We start from the raw sequence: 19,222 nt of genomic DNA on the forward strand, positions 1-19,222 counted from the left end.
CCTCAGCGGCGCCAGAACTGCGGCGAGAACAGCGCCAGCACGGCCAGCGTCTCCATCCGCCCCACGACCATCGCGCCGGCCAGCACCGCCTTGGTGAAGGCCGGCAGGCCCGACCACCCCTCCCACGGGGCCGAGGCGATGCCGGCGGTCCCCTCGAAGGCCGGGGTCAGGGGAATGGCCGCCGCTAAGGGGCCGGTGTTGGTCAGCGCCGCGATCGAGAGGATGGTCGCCGTCTCGATCTCGATGCGCTGGATCGACACCAGCGCCACAACGGCCGCGATCGAGGTTGCGAACAGCATGAAGAAGATGAAGGCCAGGTAGGCGCCCTCGCGGCGCAGGCGGCGGGCGATCTGGCCGCCGCCTGCGACGGAATTGGGATGCACGATGCGCTCCATCTCGCGCTGGCCGTGGCGGGCAAGGGCATAGACGCGCAGCAGCTTCACCCCGCCCGCGGTGGTGGCCACCCCGCCCCCCATCATCGCTAGCCCGGCGAGGATCAGGCCCGGAGAGGTCAGGCCGGACCAGGCCCGCGCGCCCTGCCAGTCCATCGAGGTCCAGCCGGTCGTGGTCAGATAGCTGAGGCCGGTGAACAGCCCGCCCCAGAAGGCGGCTAGCCCATTGCGAAGATCGTACAGGATCTCGGGGGCGTCCGCGGGCGCGTGCAGGGCCTCGATCGCGCCCAGGAAATGGCGCGCAAACAGCGACAGCGCCACCAGCGAGACAAAGCCGCCCGCCATCTTCAGTTCGGGATCGTCGATCAGGCGGTCGCTGGCCCGCAACTCTCCGCCGCCGGGCCAGAAGCGGCGCGACAGCGCCGGGATCAGGAACAGGAACACCGCCACCTCGCCCGGCAGGCCGGAACTGCCCCCCGCAGGTCCGAGGACCGGAGAGATCCCGCTTGTGGACAGCGTGCCCATCGCCCGGCACAGCGCGATCAGCCCGGGATCGCCCAGCAGCAGCAGGATCAGCCACAGCGCCAGCGTCAGTCCGGCATAGACCGGAAACACCGCGACCGCCGACCGCATCAGCCGGTAATGAGGATGGGTCAGCATGGTGTGGAAGCCCGGCTGCGACAGATGCGGCCTGCGGTCGGGCGCATCGGCCGACCGGGGCAGCCGTTCAAGGTATTCGCTGCGGCCATAGGGCTGGGACATGATCTCGAACCCGCCGATGCGCAGGGGCGCCAGGATCGCGGTGGCGGCGACCAGGATGAAGAAGCCGCCCATCCAGCCCGCCATCGCCCGCCACAGGTGCAGCGGCATCGGCAGCAGATCCGCCGAATACAGCGAGGCGCCCGTGGTCGTCAGCGCCGATGTCATCTCCCACCAGGCGTTGAACAGGCCGGTGTCGGGCATCGCCTCGGAAAAGGGCAGCGCCATGACCAGGGGCATCCCGGCAAAGACCGCGAGGATCGTCAGCAGCGTGTCTCGCGGACGCGGCTGGCGCGGATGGGCGGCGGTGGCCAGGCCGACCAGGCCCGCCACCACCAGCACCAGCAGCCCCGAATAGAGGAAGATCCGCGCCAGGGCGTCGTGGTCGGTGACCGATGCGTAGGCGGCCGGCAGCAGCATCGACAGACCGACAAGGCCGGCGACAAGGACGAACAGCGGCAGGCGCAGCAGGCCGGTCATGGCGCCTCAGAAGAAGTCGATCGAGACCTGCAGAAGCCGCTCGACCTCTGGCACGTCCTTGGTCAGGGCGAAGATCAGGATCACGTCGCCTTCCTCGATGCGGGTGTCGGGGGCGGGCATCACGATCCGGTCGCCCTTCTGGACCGCGCCGATCAGCACGCCTTCGGGAAAGTCGATGTCGCGGATCGCCCGCCCCGAGATGGGCGAGGTGGACAGCGCCTGCGCCTCGATCACCTCGGCCTCGGCGTCGCCGATCGAATAGATGTCGCGCACCCGGCCGTGCCGGACGTGGCGCAGGATGGTCGAGACGGTGGTGGCGCGCGGGTTGATATAGGCGTCGATGTCCAGCACCTCCATCAGCGAGACCAGAGTCGGGTCGTTGACAAGCGCGATGGCCAGCTTGGCGCCCGCCTGCTTGGCGCGCACGGCCGCCAGGATGTTGGTCTTGTCATCGTCCGTCACCGCCAGCACTGCGTCGGCGGAAGGGACGGCCGCCTCCTCCAGCAGTTCGGCGGACAGGCCGTCGCCGTTCAGCACGATGGTCCGTTCCAGCCGGTCGGCGGCGAACTCGGCACGGCTGCGGTCGCGCTCGATCAGCTTGGTGCGGATCCGGTCGGGGCGCGCCTCGAGCGCCTGGGCCACGGCAAGGCCGACATTGCCCGCGCCGATGATGGCCACGCGTTCCTGCTTCAGGGGCGGCTTGCCGAAGATTTCCAGCGTGCGGGCCACGTCGTCGCGGTGGCTGAATACATAGATCTGGTCGTTGGGAAAAAGCTGGTCGCCCGGTTCCGGCGCGAACAGCCGTCCCTGGCGGCGCACGCCGACGACGATGGCGCGCAGGGTCGAGAACAGTTCGCTCAACTGCCGCAGGGGGGTGTTCAGCGCCGGGCAGTCGTCTTCCAGCACAATCCCCAGAAGCTGCACCTTGCCGCCCATAAAGGTTTCCACGTCGAAGGTCGATGGCGCCGACAGCCGTTGCAGGGCGGCATTGGCCACCTCGCGTTCCGGGCTGATGACCACGTCGATGGGCAGGTGCGAGGTGGTGTAGAGATCGGAATAGATCGCGTCCAGATAGGCGTTGCTGCGCAACCGGGCGATCTTGCGCGGCACCTGGAAGATCGAATGGGCGACCTGGCAGGTGACCATGTTCACCTCGTCGGAATGGGTCGCGGCGATGATGAGGTCGGCGTCGCGCGCGCCGGCGCTGTCCAGCACGTCGGGATGGCTGGCGAAGCCGGTGACGCCCTGCACGTCCAGGGCGTCGGTGGCGCGGCGGATCAGTTCGGCGTTGTTGTCGATGACGGTGACATCGTTCCTTTCGCCCGACAGGTGCCGGGCGATCTGCCAGCCGACCTGACCCGCGCCGCAGATGATGATCTTCATGCCCGTTCCCCCGCCGCCCGCGGCCTGTCCGTCACGCCCTGCCTATGACGGCGGCGCCCGGCGCGCAACAGCCGCAAGCTGCGGGCGGCCGCGGCGATCACTTGCCCATCAGGAACTCGTCCTCGGCGCGCATCCCGCCGACCACCCCCAGCGATTTCAGCTTGCGGTGAAGCGCGCTGCGTTCCATCCCCACGAATTGCGCGGTGCGGCTGATATTGCCGCCGAAGCGGTTGATCTGGGCCACCAGGTATTCCCGCTCGAACATCTCGCGCGCCTCGCGGAGCGCCATCGCGGTGATCTGCGGCCCAAGCGACAGCGCGTCGCTGTTGTCGGGCGTGGCGCCCTGCGGTTCAAGTTCGGCGGGCTGGATCGGGCCGTGGCCTTCGGCCAGGATCAGCACGCGTTCGATCACGTTGCGCAGCTGGCGGATGTTGCCGGGCCAGCGCATGGATTGCAGCGCGGCGATCGTCTCCTCGGGCAGGTCGCGCGGGGTCAGCCCCTGGGTCCGGTGGCAGACGTCGATGAAGTGTCGCGCCAGCAGGGCGATGTCGTCGCGCCGCTCGATCAGCGAGGGCACCCCGACCGGCACCACATTCAGCCGGTCGTAAAGCTCCTGCCGGAACCGCCCCGCGGCGATTTCGGCCGGCAGGTCGCGGTTGGTCGAGGAAATCACCCGCAGATCCACCCGGACCCGGTCCGCGCCGCCCGCCCGCACGAACTGCTGTTCGGTCAGGACGCGCAGGATCTTCGGCTGGGTTCCCAGGGGCATGTCGCCCACTTCGTCGAAATAGATGACGCCGCCGTGGGCCTGTTCCAGCAGGCCCGGCTCGATGCCGCGCTCGGGGGTCTCGCGGCCGAACAGCACCTCCTCCATCCGTTCCGGCTCGATTGTGGCGCAGGGGACGGTGACGAAGGGGGCGTTGCTGCGCGGGCTGTGGGCATGGATGTAGCGGGCGGCCATTTCCTTGCCGGTCCCGGGTTCGCCCGACAGCATGACGCGGCCGTTGGACTTGGCCACCTTGTCCAGGGTGTCGCGCAGCCGCTTGAAGGCCACCGAATGGCCCAGCATCTCGGCCGAGCGGTCGGCGCCGCGGCGCAGGGTGCTGTTCTCGCGCCGCAGCCGGCTGGTTTCCATGGCGCGGTTCACGACCACCATCAGCTGGTCGATGTTGAAGGGCTTCTCGATGAAGTCGTAGGCGCCCTGCTTGATCGCCGCGACCGCGATCTCGATATTGCCGTGCCCCGAGATGATGATGACCGGCACATCCGGGTTGTTGCGCTTGACCTGCTTCAGGATGTCGATGCCGTCCATCCGGCTGTCCTTCAGCCAGATGTCCAGGACCATCAGCGCGGGCTGGCGGTCGTTCAGCGCGGCCAGGGCCTCGTCGGAATTCGCGGCCAGGCGCGTCTCGAAACCCTCGTCCTTCAGGATATCCGCGACCAGTTCGCGGATGTCGCGTTCGTCGTCGACGATCAGGATATCGCTCATGTCGGTGCTGCCTCATCTTCTTTTGTTTTGGTTTTTCGTTGCGCGCCGCGCACGGGATGGCGTTCCCGCGGCAGGCGGATCTCGGCCAGGGCGCCCTGGCCGTCGGGGCGGTCGGACAGCGACAGGCTGCCGCCGTGTTCCTCGACGATCTTCTTGACGATGGGCAGGCCCAGGCCGGTGCCGCCGCTTTTCATCGTCACGTAGGGCTCGAACAGCCGCGCCCGGTCGGCGGGCAGGCCGGGGCCGTTGTCGCTGATGCGGATGGTGACCGCGTCGTGGTCGGCCCGCAGCGACACCGCGATCCGGGGCGACCAGCCGTCGTCCGCGGTTTCGCGCCTCTCCTCGACGGCCTCGCCCGCGTTCTTCAGCAGGTTGGTGAAGGCCTGCCGCAGCATCCCGGCATCGCAGTCCACGATCACCGGCCCCTCGGGGACGTCGGCCACAAGCGCCCCCTTCAGCGCGTCCTGCTGCAGCAGCGCGACCTCGCGCAGCAGCGCGGCCAGGTCGGTTTCGGCCCGGTCGGGTTCGGGCATCCGGGCGAAGCGGCTGAATTCGTCCACGATCCGGCGCAGGTCGCCGGTCTGGCGGATGATGACGTCGGTGTACTGGTCAAGCGAGGCCTTGTCCTCGGGCGTGGCCAGCCTGCCGAACTTGCGGCGCAGGCGTTCGGCGGAAAGCTGGATCGGCGTCAGCGGGTTCTTGATCTCGTGGGCGACGCGGCGGGCGACATCGCCCCAGGCGGCCATGCGCTGCGCGGTCACAAGCTCGGTCACGTCGTCGAAAGCCACCACGTAACCTTCCAGATCGCCCTCGGCGCCGCGCCGCACGGCCATCCGAACCAGCAGGCTTTCGACGCGGCCCTCGCGCATCAGGCGAACCTCGTCCTGCACGGTCTCCACGACCGAGCCCGACAGGCGGTCGATCAGCGGGCCGAACTCGGGCACCGCCTCGGACAGCAGCGCGTCGATGTCGCGCCGGGGATCCAGCCCCAGCAGGCGGCTGGCCGAGCGGTTGACGAAGTCGATCTCTCCGGCCGCGTCCAGCCCGATCACCCCCGACGTGACCGAGGACAGCACGTTGTCGAACAGCCGCCGCTGTTCGTCGCTGACGCGATAGCTGTCGATCAGTTCCTCGCGCTGCGCCTTCAGCTGGCGGGTCATGCGGTTGAAGGACTGGCCCAGGGTCTGGATCTCGTCGCCGGTGTCGGGTTCCGGCACCTGGACATCCAGGTTGCCGTGGCCCACCTGTTCGCTGGCCTGCGCCAGAAGCCCGATGGGCCGCGACAGGCGCGAGGCGAACCACAGCCCCAGCAGCACCGCGGCCGCCACCAGCAGCAGCGCGAACGCCAGATAGACCAGCGAGAATTCGAACAGCACCTGGCTGCGGGTCTGTTCAAGCTGGCGATAGCTGCCTACGGTCGCGCGGGTATCGTCCACCAGGCTCAGCAGGTTGCCGTCCACGTCGCGCGTCACGTACAGATAGCGGTCGGCCAGCGGCGGCAGGGCGACCAGGGCGCGGAACTCGTTGTTCTGCCAGTCCTCGATCAGCACCACGCGTTCGGATTGGGCGCGGTCCAGATCGCTGCTGGACGGGGCCTCGTACCAGAACAGGTAGGACCGTTCGCCCCGGGCCCGGATCTCTCCGTTGCCGTTGATGATATAGGCTTCCCGCAGGCCGCGCTGGATCAGCGCCTGCCCCTGCCCCAGCAGCAGCCGCAATTCGCCGTCCTCGATCAGCGGATTGGCGCGGCCGGCCTGGGTCAGGACGCCCGCCAGGGCCAGCGCGTCCTCGGTCAGGTCGCGGCGGTGTTCCTCCTGATAGGCTTCGGCGGCGGCTTGCGAGGTGGTGACGACCTGCTGCACCCGCCCCGAGAACCAGCCCTCAAGCCCGATATTGACCAGAAAGCCCGCGAACAGCGCCACCAGCACCGTGGGCACCAGGGCCAGCCCGGCAAAGACCAGCACCAGCCGCGCATGAAGCCGGGATCCGGCGGCGGTCTTGCGCCGGGCGGTGATCAGCCGGGCCATGCGCAGGACGATGATGCCGATCAGGACGATCAGATAGGCCAGATCCAGCAGCAGGATCAGCCGCAGCATCCGGCTCTCGGCGCCCTGGGCCAGCGGGCCAAGCACCGTGGTCGTGGCGATCGCCAGCAGCACACCCACGGCCAGAACGCCCACCGCAACGGCCCCGCGCCAATGGCGCGGCAGACCGACCCCTGCGAGCCTGTCCCAGCTCAGCCCTGATGCGGCACCCGCCATTGCCCCCGCCTGCCGTCTGACGCGGCTTTATGTTGCAGCACCGATACGCTGGCGCTGCCCTCTGTGGCGGTTTTACATCAGTTTGCGGCGGCGTGTCACCTCGATATTCAGATCGGTCAGCTTCTTGCGCAGGGTATTGCGATTTATTCCCAGCAGATCGGCGCATCTCAGCTGGTTGCCGCCGGTGGCGTCCAGGGCCACCTGCAGCAGGGGCCGCTCGATCTCGCGCAGGATGCGGTCGTAAAGGCCCGGAGGCGGCAGGCTGTCTCCATGCAGGTCGAAATAGCGCTGCAGATGCGACTCGACGGATTCCGACAAGGGGCCGGTGCCGCTGCCCAGCGAGAAGCCGGGTGCGGGGTGGTCCACAAGCGCGGGCGCGGCCGGCACCGGCATGGCCGGGCGCGCGCCCTGCTGGCTCAGCGCCTCGCGCATCTCGCCGGCCGAGATGGCGGGGCCGCTGGCGATCAGGGCCAGGCGGCGCATCATGTTCTCAAGCTCTCGGACGTTGCCGGGAAAGGCGTGGGCGCGCAGCAGGGCCGCCGCCTCGTCGCCCAGGATGCGGTCGGGCAGGCCCTGCGTGGCCGCGCGGGCCAGAAGGTGATTGGCCAGCGGCAGGATGTCGTCAAGCCGGGCCCGCAGCGGCGGCACCGTCACCGTCACCCCGGCCAGCCGGTAATACAGATCCGACCGCAGCCGCCCCACCGCCACATCGGCCTGCGGGTCGGGGCCGGCGGTGGTCAGGATGCGCGGCGCGGCGGCGCGGTCGGGGCCGTTTTCCAGCGCTTCGATCAGCCCGATCAGGCGCGCCTGGGCGGCCGGGTCGAAACCCGCGGGGTTTTCGATGATGATCGTGCCGGCGCGCGCCTTGTCGGCGGCGCGGGTCATCGCCTCCTCGGTCGCATCGGCCGCGGTCAGGACGGCAAGCCCCTGGTCGCGGCGGTCCGACAGGTCGTGGAAGGACCGGGCGATGGTGGTCTTGCCCACCCCCGGTTCGCCCGCGATCAGCACGGGCAGGTCGGCGTTGAGGATGCGCGCGACCATGCGGAACAGCGCCTGCATGGCGGGCGCATGACCGATCAGCGGCATCGCGGGATCGGCGGCGGGGCGCGGGACCAGGGCTTCGGGGGCCGGATCCGACCTGCGCGGACGGCGCGAGAGGGCCTGTCCCGCCTTGGCCATCAGGTCGGGCAGGTCGAAGGGCTTGGGCAGGTATTCGAAGGCCTCGGCCTCGGTCGCGCGGATCGCCGTGACGATGGTGTTCTGGGCCGAGATCACGATCACCGGCAGGTCGGGCCGGGTCTGGCGGATCGCGGGAATGCGGTCGATGCCGTTGCCGTCGGGCATCATCACGTCGGTGATGACCAGGTCACCGCGCCCTTCCTCGACCCATTTCGACAGTTGCGCCAGGCTGCCGGTGGCATGGACGCGGCAGCCCGCGCGGGTCAGCGCCTGCGTCAGCACCGTGCGGATGGTGCGGTCGTCGTCGGCGATCAGAACGGTTCCGTCCATGGCGTCGGTCCTTATGCCTTGGGCAACGAGATGCGGAAAACGGTCCGGCCGGGGCGGCTGTCCACGCGGATCAGCGCGCCGTGGTCGGTGATGATTTTGCTGACAAGCGCCAGCCCCAGGCCGGTGCCGTTCTCGCGGCCCGACACGAAGGGCTCGAAGATCTGGTCGGCGATGGCCGGGGGAAGGCCGGGACCGTTGTCCTCGATCTCGATCTGCAGGGGCAGCGGGCGGCCGGCCGGATCGGCGTCGTCCGGCGGCAGGCGCAGGCTGTGGTCGTAGAAGCTGCGCAGCCGGATCACGGGGGCCGCGGTGTCCCTCAGCGCCTCGGCGGCGTTGCGGACCAGGTTCAGGCAGACCTGCGTCAACTGGTCGGCATCGGCCAGGGCATCGGGAAGCGAGGGATCGTATTCCGCCACGATCGCCACCTTCTTCGCAAAGCCCACGGCGGCCGACCGGCGGACCTTTTCCAGCACGTCATGGACGTTGATCGCCCGCAGCCTGGGCCCCGAGGTGTCGCCGAAGCGTTCCACCTGTTCCAGCAGCGACACGATGCGGCGCGATTCGCTGACGATCAGCTCGGCCATCTCGCGGTCGGCGGGGGACGCGTTCATGCCGATCAGCTGCGCCGCGCCGCGGATGCCCGCCAGCGGGTTCTTGATCTCGTGCGCCAGCATCTCGGCCATGCCGATGGCGCTGCGGGCGGCGCTGCGCACGGCGCGGCTTTGCGACTGCAGCCCGCCGGCCTCGTCCTGGGGAACCAGCAGCAGGGACACCGCCCCGCCGATCGCATCCGCCGGACCGGCGTGGACCGCGGCGCGGCGGTCCTGGTGGCCGCCGGCGCGGTCGCCGATCTCGAAGCAGACGCCGGGCTGATACAGCGCCTCATCGCTGTCCTGCACGCGGCGGATCAGCGGCGCCAGCGGCGGCCTGATGCGCAGCCGGGCGCGCATCTCGTCGCCGTCCAGATGCCGTCCCAGGGTCGAGTTGCGCGACATGTTCAGCCAGATCTCGGCCGCGTCGTTCATCGCCGCGACCCGGCCCTCGCCATCCAGCACAAGTGCCGGCAGCGGCAGGGCGTCCCAGCCCGGTCCCGGCCGCACCTGGCCGAAGCCGGCCGGGTCGCGCCGCGTCATGCGGCCACCTGGGCGTCGCCGAAGGCCTGGCCGATCAGCGCCAGCACCGCCGCCGGGCTGTCCGCCCGCAGCAGCCGGTCGCGCAGGGGCGCGCCGCTGGCGTCGGCATACCAGCCCAGATGCTTGCGCGCGACGCGCAGGCCCAGGTCGATGCCATAGAAGTCCAGGATGTCCTCGTAATGCTCGGCCACCGCGTCGGCCAGGGCGGCGCCCTGCGGCACGGCGGGCGCAGGGCTGCCCACCAGGTCGTGGGCGATCTGCGCCAGCCTCCAGGGCGCGCCCTGCGCGCCGCGCCCCACCATTACCGCATCGGCCCCCGAGGCCGCAAGCGCCGCCCGGGCCGAGGCCGCGTCCACCACGTCGCCATTGGCGACCAGCGGCGGGCGGCCGGGCAGGTTCGCCACCGCCCGGATCCGCGACCAGTCGGCCCGCCCCTTGTAGAACTGCGCCCGCGTGCGCCCATGCACGGTCAGCATCCGCACGCCCGCCTCGGCGGCACGGCGGGCAAGGTCGGGGGCGTTGAGGCAGCCTTCGTCCCAGCCCAGCCGCATCTTCAGCGTGACGGGGACCGACACCGCCCCCACGACCGCATCGACCAGCGTCAGCGCGTGATCCAGGTCGCGCATCAGCGCCGCCCCGGACAGGCCGCCCGTGACCTTCTTAGCCGGGCAGCCCATGTTGATGTCGATGATCCGCGCGCCCATGCCTTCGACGATCCGCGCCGTCTCTGCCATCGCCCCGGCTTCGCGGCCGGCGATCTGGACGCTGACGGGCAGCGCCCCTTCGGTCAGCGCCTTGGCGCGCACCGCTGCCCGGGTCGAGGGGCGCGGCGTCACCATCTCGGTCGAAGCGACCATCTCGCTGACCATCAGGCCCGCGCCGTAGCGGGCGACCGCGCGGCGGAACGGCAGATCGGTGATCCCCGCCATCGGGGCAAGAAACACCGGCGGGCCCAGCCGCGTGTCGCCAAGAATGATCGGGTCGCCCAGTTCCATGACCTGTTCCTTCACCTTGCCTGCCACCGCCCGCAAGACCGGGCCGCCGGCAGCCCTTGCCGCTTTTTCCGCCACCGGGGTCTGTGCCCAAAATAGCGGCATCCTGCCTGCTTGATAAGCACCACTCGCGCCCGGCCTGACGCGGCCCTGCTGCCGGACTGTCGCAATCGCAATGGCCTTGGCGCATCCGAATGCTTAGACAGGACCCGGAAGGCAAGGCTCAGCAGGCAAGGGGGACGCATGTTCCTGTCCGTGTTCGATCTGTTCAAGGTGGGAGTCGGCCCGTCGTCGTCCCACACGATGGGGCCGATGGTCGCCGCCGCGCGGTTTCTGGACGAACTGCGCCGGCAGCCCTTCAAGGCCCACGGGCTGAAGGCCAGCCTGCACGGCAGCCTGGCCTTCACCGGCAAGGGCCATGCCACCGACCGCGCGACGATCCTGGGCCTTGCGGGCTTCGTCCCCGCCACGCTGGACGCCCAGGCGGCCGAGGACGCGCTGACGCGCAACCGCGACACCCGGATCCTGTCTCCGCAGGGGCTGGGGGATCTGGCCTTCGACCCCGACCGCGACCTGCGCTTCGACTTCGACCATGCCCTGCCCGGACACGCCAACGGCATGACCCTGTCGGCGACCGACGCGCAGGGCGACGTGATCTTCCACCGGATCTATTACTCGATCGGCGGGGGCTTTGTGCTGACCGACGAGGAACTGGCCCGCAAGGGCGGCGAGAAGCGCAGCGACGACGCGCCCGCGGTGCCATACCCCTTCGCCACCGCTGTCGAGATGCTGGACATGGCCAAGGCGTCCGGCAAAAGCATCGCGCGCATGAAGCACGACAACGAACGCGTGTATCGCAGCGAGGCCGAAATCCGCGACGGGCTGGCGCGGATCTGGCAGGTGATGCGCGACTGCATGGATCGCGGCCTGTCCACCGACGGCATCCTGCCGGGGGGCCTGTCGGTCAGGCGCCGCGCCAAGGCCATCCACGAGAAGCTGCTGGCCGAGCGCGGCATGAACCTGACCGCCCCCCATGTTATCAACGACTGGATGTCCACCTATGCCATGGCCGTGAACGAGGAGAACGCCGCCGGGGGCCAGGTCGTCACCGCCCCCACCAACGGCGCGGCAGGCACCGTTCCCGCGGTGATCCGCTACTGGCTGGATCACGTGCCGGGCGCGTCCGAACGCGACATCCCCGATTTCCTGCTGACGGCGGCGGCGATCGGCGGGCTGGTCAAGCACAACGCCAGCATCTCGGGCGCCGAGGCCGGTTGCCAGGCCGAGGTGGGCAGCGCCAGCGCGATGGCCGCCGCCGGCCTGGCCGCCGTCCTGGGCGGCACGCCGGAACAGGTGGAAAACGCCGCCGAGATCGCCCTGGAACATCACCTGGGCATGACCTGCGATCCGGTGAAGGGGCTGGTGCAGGTGCCCTGCATCGAACGAAACGGCCTTGGCGCGATCAAGGCCGTCAGCGCCGCCAGCCTGGCGCTGCGCGGCGACGGGTCGCATTTCGTGCCGCTGGACGCCGTGATCGAGACGATGCGCCAGACCGGCCGGGACATGTCGGACAAGTACAAGGAAACCTCGCTGGGCGGGCTTGCGGTGAACGTGCCGAATTGTTGATCGAAGCGGCGGCGGGCTGTCGCCACGCCGGTCCGTGCGCGCTTGTGCCGCAGGCGCGGCATTGCTAACGCTGGCGTGACAGTGATCCCAGAAAAGGCCGATCGATGATCCCGCGTCTTGCCCTCGTCGCGCTGATGACCCTGCCGCTTGCCGCCTGCGAAGGCGTCGATCTTCCCACCTTCGGCAGCGCCGAACCCGCGGTCCAGGGCCACCGGGGTCCCCCCACCGTCTCGCCGCTGGAACAGCCGATCGAGACGGGGGCCGAGGCGCGCCCCGTGTCCACCGCCGAGCCCACGACCTACAACACCGCGGCCTTCAGCGCCCGCGGCAACGAGCCCTTCTGGGCGGTCGATGTGGCCGGAAGCACCGCCATCTACAGGACGCCCGACAACCAGAACGGCCGGCCGATCCGCGTGAACCGCCTGAACTTCGCCCAGGGCGTCGAATATGTGGGCGTGCTGTCGGGCCGGCCCTTCGTGCTGAACATCCGCGCCGGCCGGTGCCGGGACACCATGTCGGGAGCGCGCCTGCCCTTCATCGCCCGGCTGACGGTGTCGGGCAGCACCCAGACCGGCTGCGCCGGCCCCGCTGCGCCCGAGGTGGCCCAGGCGGTCGCCGCCGTCCAGGCCCCGGCCCCTGCCGCGCCGCGCTCCGCCCCGGTGGCCAGCCGCCCCGCCGCGGCGCGGCCCGCCCCCGCCCCGGCAGCCGCCGAAGCCCCGGCCGAAACGCCTGCCGAAGCGCCCGCGGCAACCGCGCCGGACGCGCCTGCGACCCCGGCGCCTGCCGCGCCTGCCTCGGAAGGCACCGCGAACCTGCCGCCCGCGCCCGAGGCGGATGCGGGACCGGCGCCCGCCACGGGGGCCGGCGCGCCCGCCGACGCGCCCGCGGCCGACGACGCTTCCACTCCGCCCGCGGAATGACGGCCTGACCGCCCTGCGGCATCCATGACGCATCTGGCCCGCCATGATGCGCCGACGGGATGGCAGCGGGGCAGTTTGCCCTTATGATCCGGCCCATGTTGAACGAGGACACGCCGATGCGCCGATCCCCCCTGCTGAGACGCCTGATGGCGACGACCCTGCCCGCCGCCATGGTGCTGGGATCGGTCAGCACCACCGCCGTCGCCGAACCGATGTATGGCCGGACCATGTCCACCTATGGCCTGCCGGGCGGCGTGGACACGCCGACGGCGGAAACCATGCCCGACGGCACGCTGGGCGCGACCGTGTCCTGGTCGGATTATGGCCGCCGGTCCAGCATCCTGTTCGAGGCGCTGCCCGGACTGACCACGGTGCTGCGCTATTCCCGCGTCGAGGGGATCAGCGACGGGCGCGGGGACGACTATATCTCGGATCGGTCGCTGGATCTGCGCTATCAGGTGCTGGGCGAACGGGGCTGGCGCCCCGCCATCGCGGTAGGCCTGCAGGACCTTCTGGGCACCGGCGTCTATTCGGGGGAATACATCGTCGCCACCAAGTCGATCACCCCGGCGATCCGGGTTTCGGCCGGCCTGGGCTGGGGGGTGCTGGCGGGCAAGCCGCGCACCATCGACGTCGATGACGAAGGCGGCACGCCGAACGTGGACCAGTGGTTCCGGGGCGGCGCCAAGCCCTTCGCCTCGGTCAGCTGGCAGGTCAACGACCGGCTGAGCCTGGTGGCGGAATATTCCAACGACGACTACATCACCCGCTACAGCGACGGCCAGGTGGCCCAGCAGGGCAACGAGCCGGGCAGCGGCGTGAACCTGGGCGCCTATTACAGCTTCGGCGACAGCTATCAGATCGGCGTCTATTCGATCGGCGGCGATACATTCGGGGCGCAGTTCTCGGTCGCGCTGAACCCGCGTCAGGCGCCCTATCCCTCGGGACTGGAAAAGGCGCCTGCGCCGGTGCGCCCGCGTCCTGCCCCCCAGGCCGACCCGGACGGCTGGTCGGGGGTCTGGTCGCAGGATCCGACCGCGCAGCCCGCCATCCAGACCGCCCTGGGCGACGCCATGGCCGAGGAAGGCCAGATCCTGGAAAGCATGGCGCTGGGCCCGACCCGCGCCGAGGTGCGCCTGCGCAACCAGCGTTACGTCAGCCAGGCCGAGGCCATCGGCCGCACCGCGCGCCTGATGACCCGCGCCCTGCCCCCCTCGGTCGAAACCTTCGTCATCACCTCGACCGCCGAGGGGGTACCGACCTCCTCGGTGACGGTGCGCCGTTCGGATGTCGAGCGGCTTGAGAACACCGAGGCCGGGCAGATCGCCGCCGTAGCCGCGCTGTCCGACGCACCCGCCGGCGCGCCCGGGCTGGTGCGCAGCGAAGGGATCTATCCGCGCTTCCGCTGGTCCATCAAGCCTTACCTGGAGCTGGGGGTCTTCAGCGCCGAGGACGGGCTGACCCACGAAGTCGGCGCCGAGGCCCGCGCCAGCTTCGAGATCGTGCCCGGCCTGATCCTGACCGGCGCGCTGCGCCAGCGGGCCTTCGGCGACATCTATCAGCGCGGCCCCGGCAAGGGCCGCAACGACGGCACCTTCTATGGGGTCGAGGAATATCTGAACAACCCCGAACTCGAGACGACGCCGGAAGGCGTGCCGCGGGTGCGTTCGGACACGCGCATGTACACCGGCAACGACAGCCCGGTGATCCCCGAACTGACGCTGGCCTGGTATGCCAAGCCCGCCCCGGCCGTCTATACCCGCGTCACCGCCGGCCTTCTGGAACGCGCCTATGGCGGCGTGTCCACCGAGGTGCTGTGGAAGCCCGCCAATTCGCCCCTGGCCTTCGGGGTCGAGGTGAACCGCGTCACGAAGCGTGACTTCGACCAGCTCTTCGATTTTCGCGACTACGACGTGACGATGGGCCATGTCTCGGCCTATTACGAATTCGCGCAGGGCTTCACCGCGCAGGTGGATGTCGGCAAGTATCTGGCCGGCGACAAGGGCGCCACGCTGACGCTGACCCGCGAATTCGCCAACGGCTGGCGGATCGGGGCCTATGCCACCAAGACCGACCTTTCGGCCGAGGAGTTCGGCGAAGGCAGCTTCGACAAGGGCGTGACGCTGTCGATCCCGCTGGCCTGGGCCTCGGGCCAGCCGTCGCGGGAACGGGTCCAGACCAGGCTGCGGTCGCTGTCGCGAGACGGCGGCGCGCAGCTGGACGTGAACGGGCGCCTGTATGACCGCGTCAGGGACAGCCATTCGGTCAAACTCTATCAGGGCTGGGGGAGGTTCTGGCGATGAACGGCGGCTTGAAGATCACGCTGGCGGCATCGCTGCTGGCCACGCTGGCGGCCTGCGGGAACGACCGCGATACCGGCGTCTTCGGCGCCCTGGCGCAGACCGCAGGGCAGGTGGTAGCCGAACGGCGCGCGCCCGACCAGCCCGCCGCCGCGCCCAAATCCCCCCAGGACGCCGCGGCCGAGGCGCTGCGCGTCAATCCCGGCCCGCTGATCCAGGCCGGGTTCGAGGGGCTGGGCCGCACGCAGGTGATGGCCATGACCGGCCAGAACGGCACCATGCGTACCTACATGACCCCGACCGAGGAGGCGCTGATCCTGCGCGGCGGGATGCTGGTGGGGACGCGCGGCCTGGGCCATGACCTGTCGGTGGCCGAACCCGCGACCGAAGGGCTGATCCGCGCGGGGTCCGCCGGAAGCGGAACCCGGATCATGCGCTATTTCGCAGGCGACGGGATCGAGCGGCCGTTGCGGTTCACCTGCAGCGTGGGCGCGGGCCCCGCCCCCGGCGTGACGGTCGAAAACTGCACGGGCCACGGCACCAGCTTCCAGAACAGCTATATCGTCCAGGGCGGCCAGATCGCCGTATCGCGCCAGTGGATCGGACCCAGTCTGGGCTATGTGACGATCCAGACCTTGCGCCCCTGAGGCGGAACCGGCCCCCGTGGGGGCCGGTCTTCGGCGCAGGTGTCCTCAGCGCCCGGCAAGATAGCTGTCGATGGCCGCGCGAACCCCTTGGTCCTGCACGATCTTCAGCCTGCGGGCGAAGGCTTCCTGAAAACGCGGATTGGCGGCCAGGGGTCCGAACACCGTCTCGTTCGCCAGGAAGGCCAGCGGGTCGCGGCGCGACGCAATGGCGTATTCGCGCAGCGCGTCGCTGTTGTCGTCGTTGGGGGCGATGGGGTTGCCGGCCTCGTCCCGGCGTTCGCAATAGCGGCACCAGAAGGCCACCTCTTGCGCCAGCCCGTCGATGCCGCGGTCGTCCTTCAGCGCGTCCGCCAGCGTCGGCAGGATGAACTTGGGCTGCCGGTTCGATCCGTCCAGGCACAGCCGCGGGATGGTGTCTCCCACCTCGGGATTGGCGAAGCGGCTGACGATCAACTCCAGATAGTCGTCGTAGCTGACGTCGGGGATGGGTTGCAGGGTCGGGATGATCTCGCGCGTTTCAAGGGCGCGCAGCCAGCCGGAAATCGACGGGTCGGCCATGGCGTCGTGGACGAAGTGATGGCCCAGCAGCGCCGAGGGATAGGCGATCGCCGCGTGCCCGCCGTTCAGGATGCGCAGCTTCATCAGCTCGTGGCGGCTGACATCGGCGACGAACTGCGCGCCGACCTTCTCCAGCGGCGGGCGGCCCTGGGGGAAGTGATCCTCGAGCACCCATTGCCGGAAAGGTTCGCAGACCACCGGGGCGGCGTCGATGATGCCGAAGCGGTCGCGCACAAGCGCCCGTTCCCGGTCCGAGGTGGCGGGGGTGATGCAATCGACCATGGAATTGGGGAAGGCCACCTTGCGCCGGATCCAGTCGGCCAACGAGGGATCGGACAGCTGCGCCAGTTCCGTCACCGTGCGCGCGCAGACATGGCCGTTTTCGGGCAGGTTGTCGCAGGACATCACCGTGAAGGGCTCTGCCCCCGCATCCCGGCGCTGCCGCAGCGCGGCCAGGATCATGCCGAAGACGGTCCGCGGTGCGTCCGGGTTGGCCGCGTCGTGGGCGATGTCCGGATGGGCCGCGTCGAAGCCGTCGGTCCTGGCGTTCACATAGTATCCGCCCTCGGTGATGGTCAGCGAGACGATGCGGATGGCCGGGTCGGACATGGCGGCGATCACCGCCTGCGGCTCGACCGGGACGAAATCGATCATGGATCCGATCACCCGGGCGTTCAGCCCCTCCGGATCCAGTTCCACCACCGTGGTCAGCCAGTCCTGCGCCGCCAGCCGGTCGCGCATGGCCGCGTCGCCCGGGCGCACGCCCGCACCGATCAGCGCCCAGTCGTGCCCCTCGCCCAGGTCGAACAGCCGGTCGAGGTAGAAGGCCATATGCGCGCGATGGAAATTGCCAACGCCGACATGCAGGATGCCCGGGCGCAGCGCGGCGCGGTCATAGCGCGGGCGGCCCACGGTCTGCGGCAGGTCCGTCAGCGCGGATGCGGTCAGTGAAACGGCCATGGCCGAACCTTTCTTCTGGTAGGACAAGCCTCAGCTCATCCAGTTGCCGCCATCGACGTTGTAGGTCTGGGCGACGATGTAATCGGCTTCCGAGGATGCCAGGAAGATCGCCATTCCGGTCAGGTCGGCGGCGGTGCCCATGCGGCCGAAGGGAACGGCCTCGCCGACCTCGCGCTTTTTCTGGCCGGGGGCCTTTCCCTCGAACTTCGCGAAGAAGGCGTCCACGCCGTCCCAATGCTCGCCGTCCACCACGCCCGGGGCGATGGCGTTGACGTTGATGCCGTGCTGGATCAGGTTCAGCCCGGCTGACTGCGTCAGGCTGATGACGGCGGCCTTGCTGGCGCAATAGACCGCGACCAGCGGTTCGCCGCGCCGGCCGGCCTGGCTGGCCATGTTGATGATCTTGCCGCCCTGGCCCCGTTCGATCATGCCGCGCGCGACGGCCTGCATCATGAACAGCGTCCCGGCGACATTGACCGCAAAGACGCGGTCGTAATCGGCGCGGGCGATTTCCACGATGGGGGCGGCCGTGAACAGGGCCGCGTTGTTCACCAGGATGTCGATGCCGCCGAAAGCCTTTTCGACCCCGGCCACGCAGGCGTCGATGCTGGCCTGGTCGGTCACGTCCAGCCGCACGGCGATGGCGCCTTCGCCCAAGCTGTCGGCCGCCTGTCGCGCGGCGTCGATGTTGATGTCGCAGATCGCCACGCGGGCGCCCTCGGCCAGATAGGCGCGGGCAAATTCCAGCCCGATGCCGCGCGCCGCGCCGGTGATGAGCGCGCGCCTGCCGTCCAGTCGTCGCATCAGATGCGGTCTCCGTTCCTGTCGAACCTGTGGATCCTGTCCTCGTCCGGGGTCAGCCAGACGGTGGCGCCATGGCGCAGGTCGATATCCCCGGCCGAGCGGACGGTGACCGTTTCGGCCAGGCCGGTGTCTTCCACATAGAAGAAGCTGTCGGAACCCAGATGTTCGGAAACGCCCACCCGCCCCTTCCACTTGCCTTCCGTGACCGAGATGCGGACATGTTCGGGCCGCACGCCGATGGTCGTGGCGCCGTATTCGGCCGCCGGCGCGCCCGAGAACAGGTTCATCCGGGGGCTGCCGATGAAGCCCGCGACAAAGACGTTGCGCGGGGCGTGATACAGATCCAGGGGCGAGCCCACCTGTTCGATCCGCCCTGCCTGCAGGACCACGATCTTGTCGGCCATCGTCATCGCCTCGACCTGATCGTGGGTGACATAGATCATCGTCGTCTTCAGGCGGTTGTGCAGTTCCGAAATCTCCAGCCGCATCCCCACGCGCAGCGCGGCGTCCAGGTTGGACAGCGGCTCGTCGAACAGGAACGCCGCCGGTTCGCGCACGATCGCGCGGCCGATGGCGACGCGCTGGCGCTGGCCCCCCGACAGCTGGCCGGGGCGGCGATCAAGGTAGTTGGTCAGGTTCAGCGCCTTGGCCGCCGCCTCGATCCGGCGGTTCTGCTCGTCCTTGGGAACGCCTGCCATCTTCATCGGGAAGGCGATGTTCTTCCTGACCGACATGTGCGGATACAGCGCATAGGACTGGAACACCATCGCCAGCCCGCGCCTGGCCGGGGACGCATCGGTGGCGTCCTTGCCGTCGATCAGGATGCGCCCGCCGCTGACATCCTCGAGCCCCGCGATCAGGCGCAAGAGCGTGGACTTGCCGCAGCCGGACGGGCCCACGAATACCACGAACTCGCCGTCGTCGATGGTCAGGTCCAGGGGCGGGATGACCTCGACCTCGCCGAACCGCTTGGCCACGCCCTGCAGGGTTATCTGTCCCATGTCGTTCC

General features: G+C 69.7%; 14 protein-coding genes. 4 read left to right on the plus strand and 10 right to left on the minus strand.

The window, feature by feature from the left end; genetic code table 11:
• Positions 1-2: 2 nt before the first annotated feature.
• The 7 genes from ACZ1HC_RS12550 to dusB all read right to left on the minus strand — a co-directional run bounded on the left by ACZ1HC_RS12550 (position 3) and on the right by dusB (position 10,401).
• Complete coding sequence (locus ACZ1HC_RS12550) at positions 3-1,631, minus strand: potassium transporter TrkG (protein WP_472700280.1); 1,629 nt, start codon at positions 1,629-1,631, stop codon at positions 3-5.
• A 6-nt stretch (positions 1,632-1,637) separates the two neighbouring features.
• Positions 1,638-3,014 (minus strand): Trk system potassium transporter TrkA, encoded by a 1,377-nt coding sequence (trkA, locus tag ACZ1HC_RS12555; RefSeq protein WP_472700281.1) that lies wholly within the window; start codon positions 3,012-3,014, stop codon positions 1,638-1,640.
• Between the two features lie 97 nt (positions 3,015-3,111).
• On the minus strand, positions 3,112-4,503 hold the full coding sequence (gene ntrX / locus ACZ1HC_RS12560; protein WP_472700282.1) for a nitrogen assimilation response regulator NtrX: 1,392 nt from the start codon (positions 4,501-4,503) through the stop codon (positions 3,112-3,114).
• Entirely contained in the window at positions 4,500-6,764 is a 2,265-nt protein-coding gene (locus ACZ1HC_RS12565; protein ID WP_472700283.1) for a sensor histidine kinase NtrY-like, read from the minus strand. The genes ntrX and ACZ1HC_RS12565 overlap by 4 nt, the downstream gene beginning before the upstream one ends.
• Before the next feature lie 72 nt (positions 6,765-6,836).
• On the minus strand, positions 6,837-8,273 hold the full coding sequence (locus ACZ1HC_RS12570) for a response regulator (protein ID WP_472700284.1): 1,437 nt from the start codon (positions 8,271-8,273) through the stop codon (positions 6,837-6,839).
• 11 nt (positions 8,274-8,284) lie between these two features.
• Positions 8,285-9,406: a two-component system sensor histidine kinase NtrB gene (locus tag ACZ1HC_RS12575; RefSeq protein WP_472700285.1), complete on the minus strand. Its 1,122-nt coding sequence runs from the start codon at positions 9,404-9,406 to the stop codon at positions 8,285-8,287.
• A complete protein-coding gene (dusB, locus tag ACZ1HC_RS12580; protein WP_472700286.1) occupies positions 9,403-10,401 on the minus strand; it encodes a tRNA dihydrouridine synthase DusB in 999 nt (332 codons plus the stop codon). The genes ACZ1HC_RS12575 and dusB overlap by 4 nt, the downstream gene beginning before the upstream one ends.
• Positions 10,402-10,641: 240 nt before the next feature.
• On the opposite strand from dusB, the gene ACZ1HC_RS12585 reads away from it, so the two are divergent.
• The 4 genes from ACZ1HC_RS12585 (at position 10,642) to ACZ1HC_RS12600 (ending at position 15,891) form a co-directional block, all read left to right on the plus strand.
• Positions 10,642-12,024: an L-serine ammonia-lyase gene (locus tag ACZ1HC_RS12585; protein WP_472700287.1), complete on the plus strand. Its 1,383-nt coding sequence runs from the start codon at positions 10,642-10,644 to the stop codon at positions 12,022-12,024.
• A 104-nt stretch (positions 12,025-12,128) separates the two neighbouring features.
• Positions 12,129-12,944 (plus strand): hypothetical protein, encoded by an 816-nt coding sequence (locus ACZ1HC_RS12590; protein WP_472700288.1) that lies wholly within the window; start codon positions 12,129-12,131, stop codon positions 12,942-12,944.
• 116 nt (positions 12,945-13,060) lie between these two features.
• Positions 13,061-15,247, plus strand: a complete 2,187-nt coding sequence (locus tag ACZ1HC_RS12595) for a YjbH domain-containing protein (RefSeq protein ID WP_472700289.1) — start codon at positions 13,061-13,063, stop codon at positions 15,245-15,247.
• Entirely contained in the window at positions 15,244-15,891 is a 648-nt protein-coding gene (locus ACZ1HC_RS12600) for a YjbF family lipoprotein (protein ID WP_472700290.1), read from the plus strand. Before ACZ1HC_RS12595 ends, ACZ1HC_RS12600 begins: the two co-directional genes overlap by 4 nt.
• 45 nt (positions 15,892-15,936) lie before the next feature.
• On the opposite strand, the gene ACZ1HC_RS12605 is transcribed toward ACZ1HC_RS12600, so the two are convergent.
• Genes ACZ1HC_RS12605 through ACZ1HC_RS12615 form a run of 3 tightly spaced genes read right to left on the minus strand, consistent with a single transcriptional unit; the run spans position 15,937 to position 19,214 of the window.
• The gene (locus tag ACZ1HC_RS12605; protein WP_472700291.1) at positions 15,937-17,409 is read right to left on the minus strand and encodes a mannitol dehydrogenase family protein; all 1,473 of its coding nucleotides are present in this window, start codon (positions 17,407-17,409) and stop codon (positions 15,937-15,939) included.
• A 30-nt stretch (positions 17,410-17,439) separates the two neighbouring features.
• On the minus strand, positions 17,440-18,213 hold the full coding sequence (locus ACZ1HC_RS12610) for an L-iditol 2-dehydrogenase (protein ID WP_472700292.1): 774 nt from the start codon (positions 18,211-18,213) through the stop codon (positions 17,440-17,442).
• Positions 18,213-19,214 (minus strand): ABC transporter ATP-binding protein, encoded by a 1,002-nt coding sequence (locus ACZ1HC_RS12615; RefSeq protein WP_472700293.1) that lies wholly within the window; start codon positions 19,212-19,214, stop codon positions 18,213-18,215. The genes ACZ1HC_RS12610 and ACZ1HC_RS12615 overlap by 1 nt, the downstream gene beginning before the upstream one ends.
• Positions 19,215-19,222: the final 8 nt, after the last annotated feature.

The sequence above is a fragment of the Paracoccus sp. BR5-17 genome (genome assembly GCF_055693925.1).

Coding starts and splice junctions, on each gene's coding strand:
- ACZ1HC_RS12565 (WP_472700283.1), bottom strand. CDS start 6,764: ATGGCGGGTGCCGCATCAGGGCTGAGCTGGGACAGGCTCGCAGGGGTC.
- ACZ1HC_RS12570 (WP_472700284.1), bottom strand. CDS start 8,273: ATGGACGGAACCGTTCTGATCGCCGACGACGACCGCACCATCCGCACG.
- dusB (WP_472700286.1), bottom strand. CDS start 10,401: ATGGAACTGGGCGACCCGATCATTCTTGGCGACACGCGGCTGGGCCCG.
- ntrX (WP_472700282.1), bottom strand. CDS start 4,503: ATGAGCGATATCCTGATCGTCGACGACGAACGCGACATCCGCGAACTG.
- ACZ1HC_RS12590 (WP_472700288.1), top strand. CDS start 12,129: ATGATCCCGCGTCTTGCCCTCGTCGCGCTGATGACCCTGCCGCTTGCC.
- ACZ1HC_RS12575 (WP_472700285.1), bottom strand. CDS start 9,406: ATGACGCGGCGCGACCCGGCCGGCTTCGGCCAGGTGCGGCCGGGACCG.
- ACZ1HC_RS12595 (WP_472700289.1), top strand. CDS start 13,061: ATGCGCCGATCCCCCCTGCTGAGACGCCTGATGGCGACGACCCTGCCC.
- ACZ1HC_RS12600 (WP_472700290.1), top strand. CDS start 15,244: ATGAACGGCGGCTTGAAGATCACGCTGGCGGCATCGCTGCTGGCCACG.
- ACZ1HC_RS12585 (WP_472700287.1), top strand. CDS start 10,642: ATGTTCCTGTCCGTGTTCGATCTGTTCAAGGTGGGAGTCGGCCCGTCG.
- trkA (WP_472700281.1), bottom strand. CDS start 3,014: ATGAAGATCATCATCTGCGGCGCGGGTCAGGTCGGCTGGCAGATCGCC.
- ACZ1HC_RS12610 (WP_472700292.1), bottom strand. CDS start 18,213: ATGCGACGACTGGACGGCAGGCGCGCGCTCATCACCGGCGCGGCGCGC.
- ACZ1HC_RS12550 (WP_472700280.1), bottom strand. CDS start 1,631: ATGACCGGCCTGCTGCGCCTGCCGCTGTTCGTCCTTGTCGCCGGCCTT.
- ACZ1HC_RS12605 (WP_472700291.1), bottom strand. CDS start 17,409: ATGGCCGTTTCACTGACCGCATCCGCGCTGACGGACCTGCCGCAGACC.
- ACZ1HC_RS12615 (WP_472700293.1), bottom strand. CDS start 19,214: ATGGGACAGATAACCCTGCAGGGCGTGGCCAAGCGGTTCGGCGAGGTC.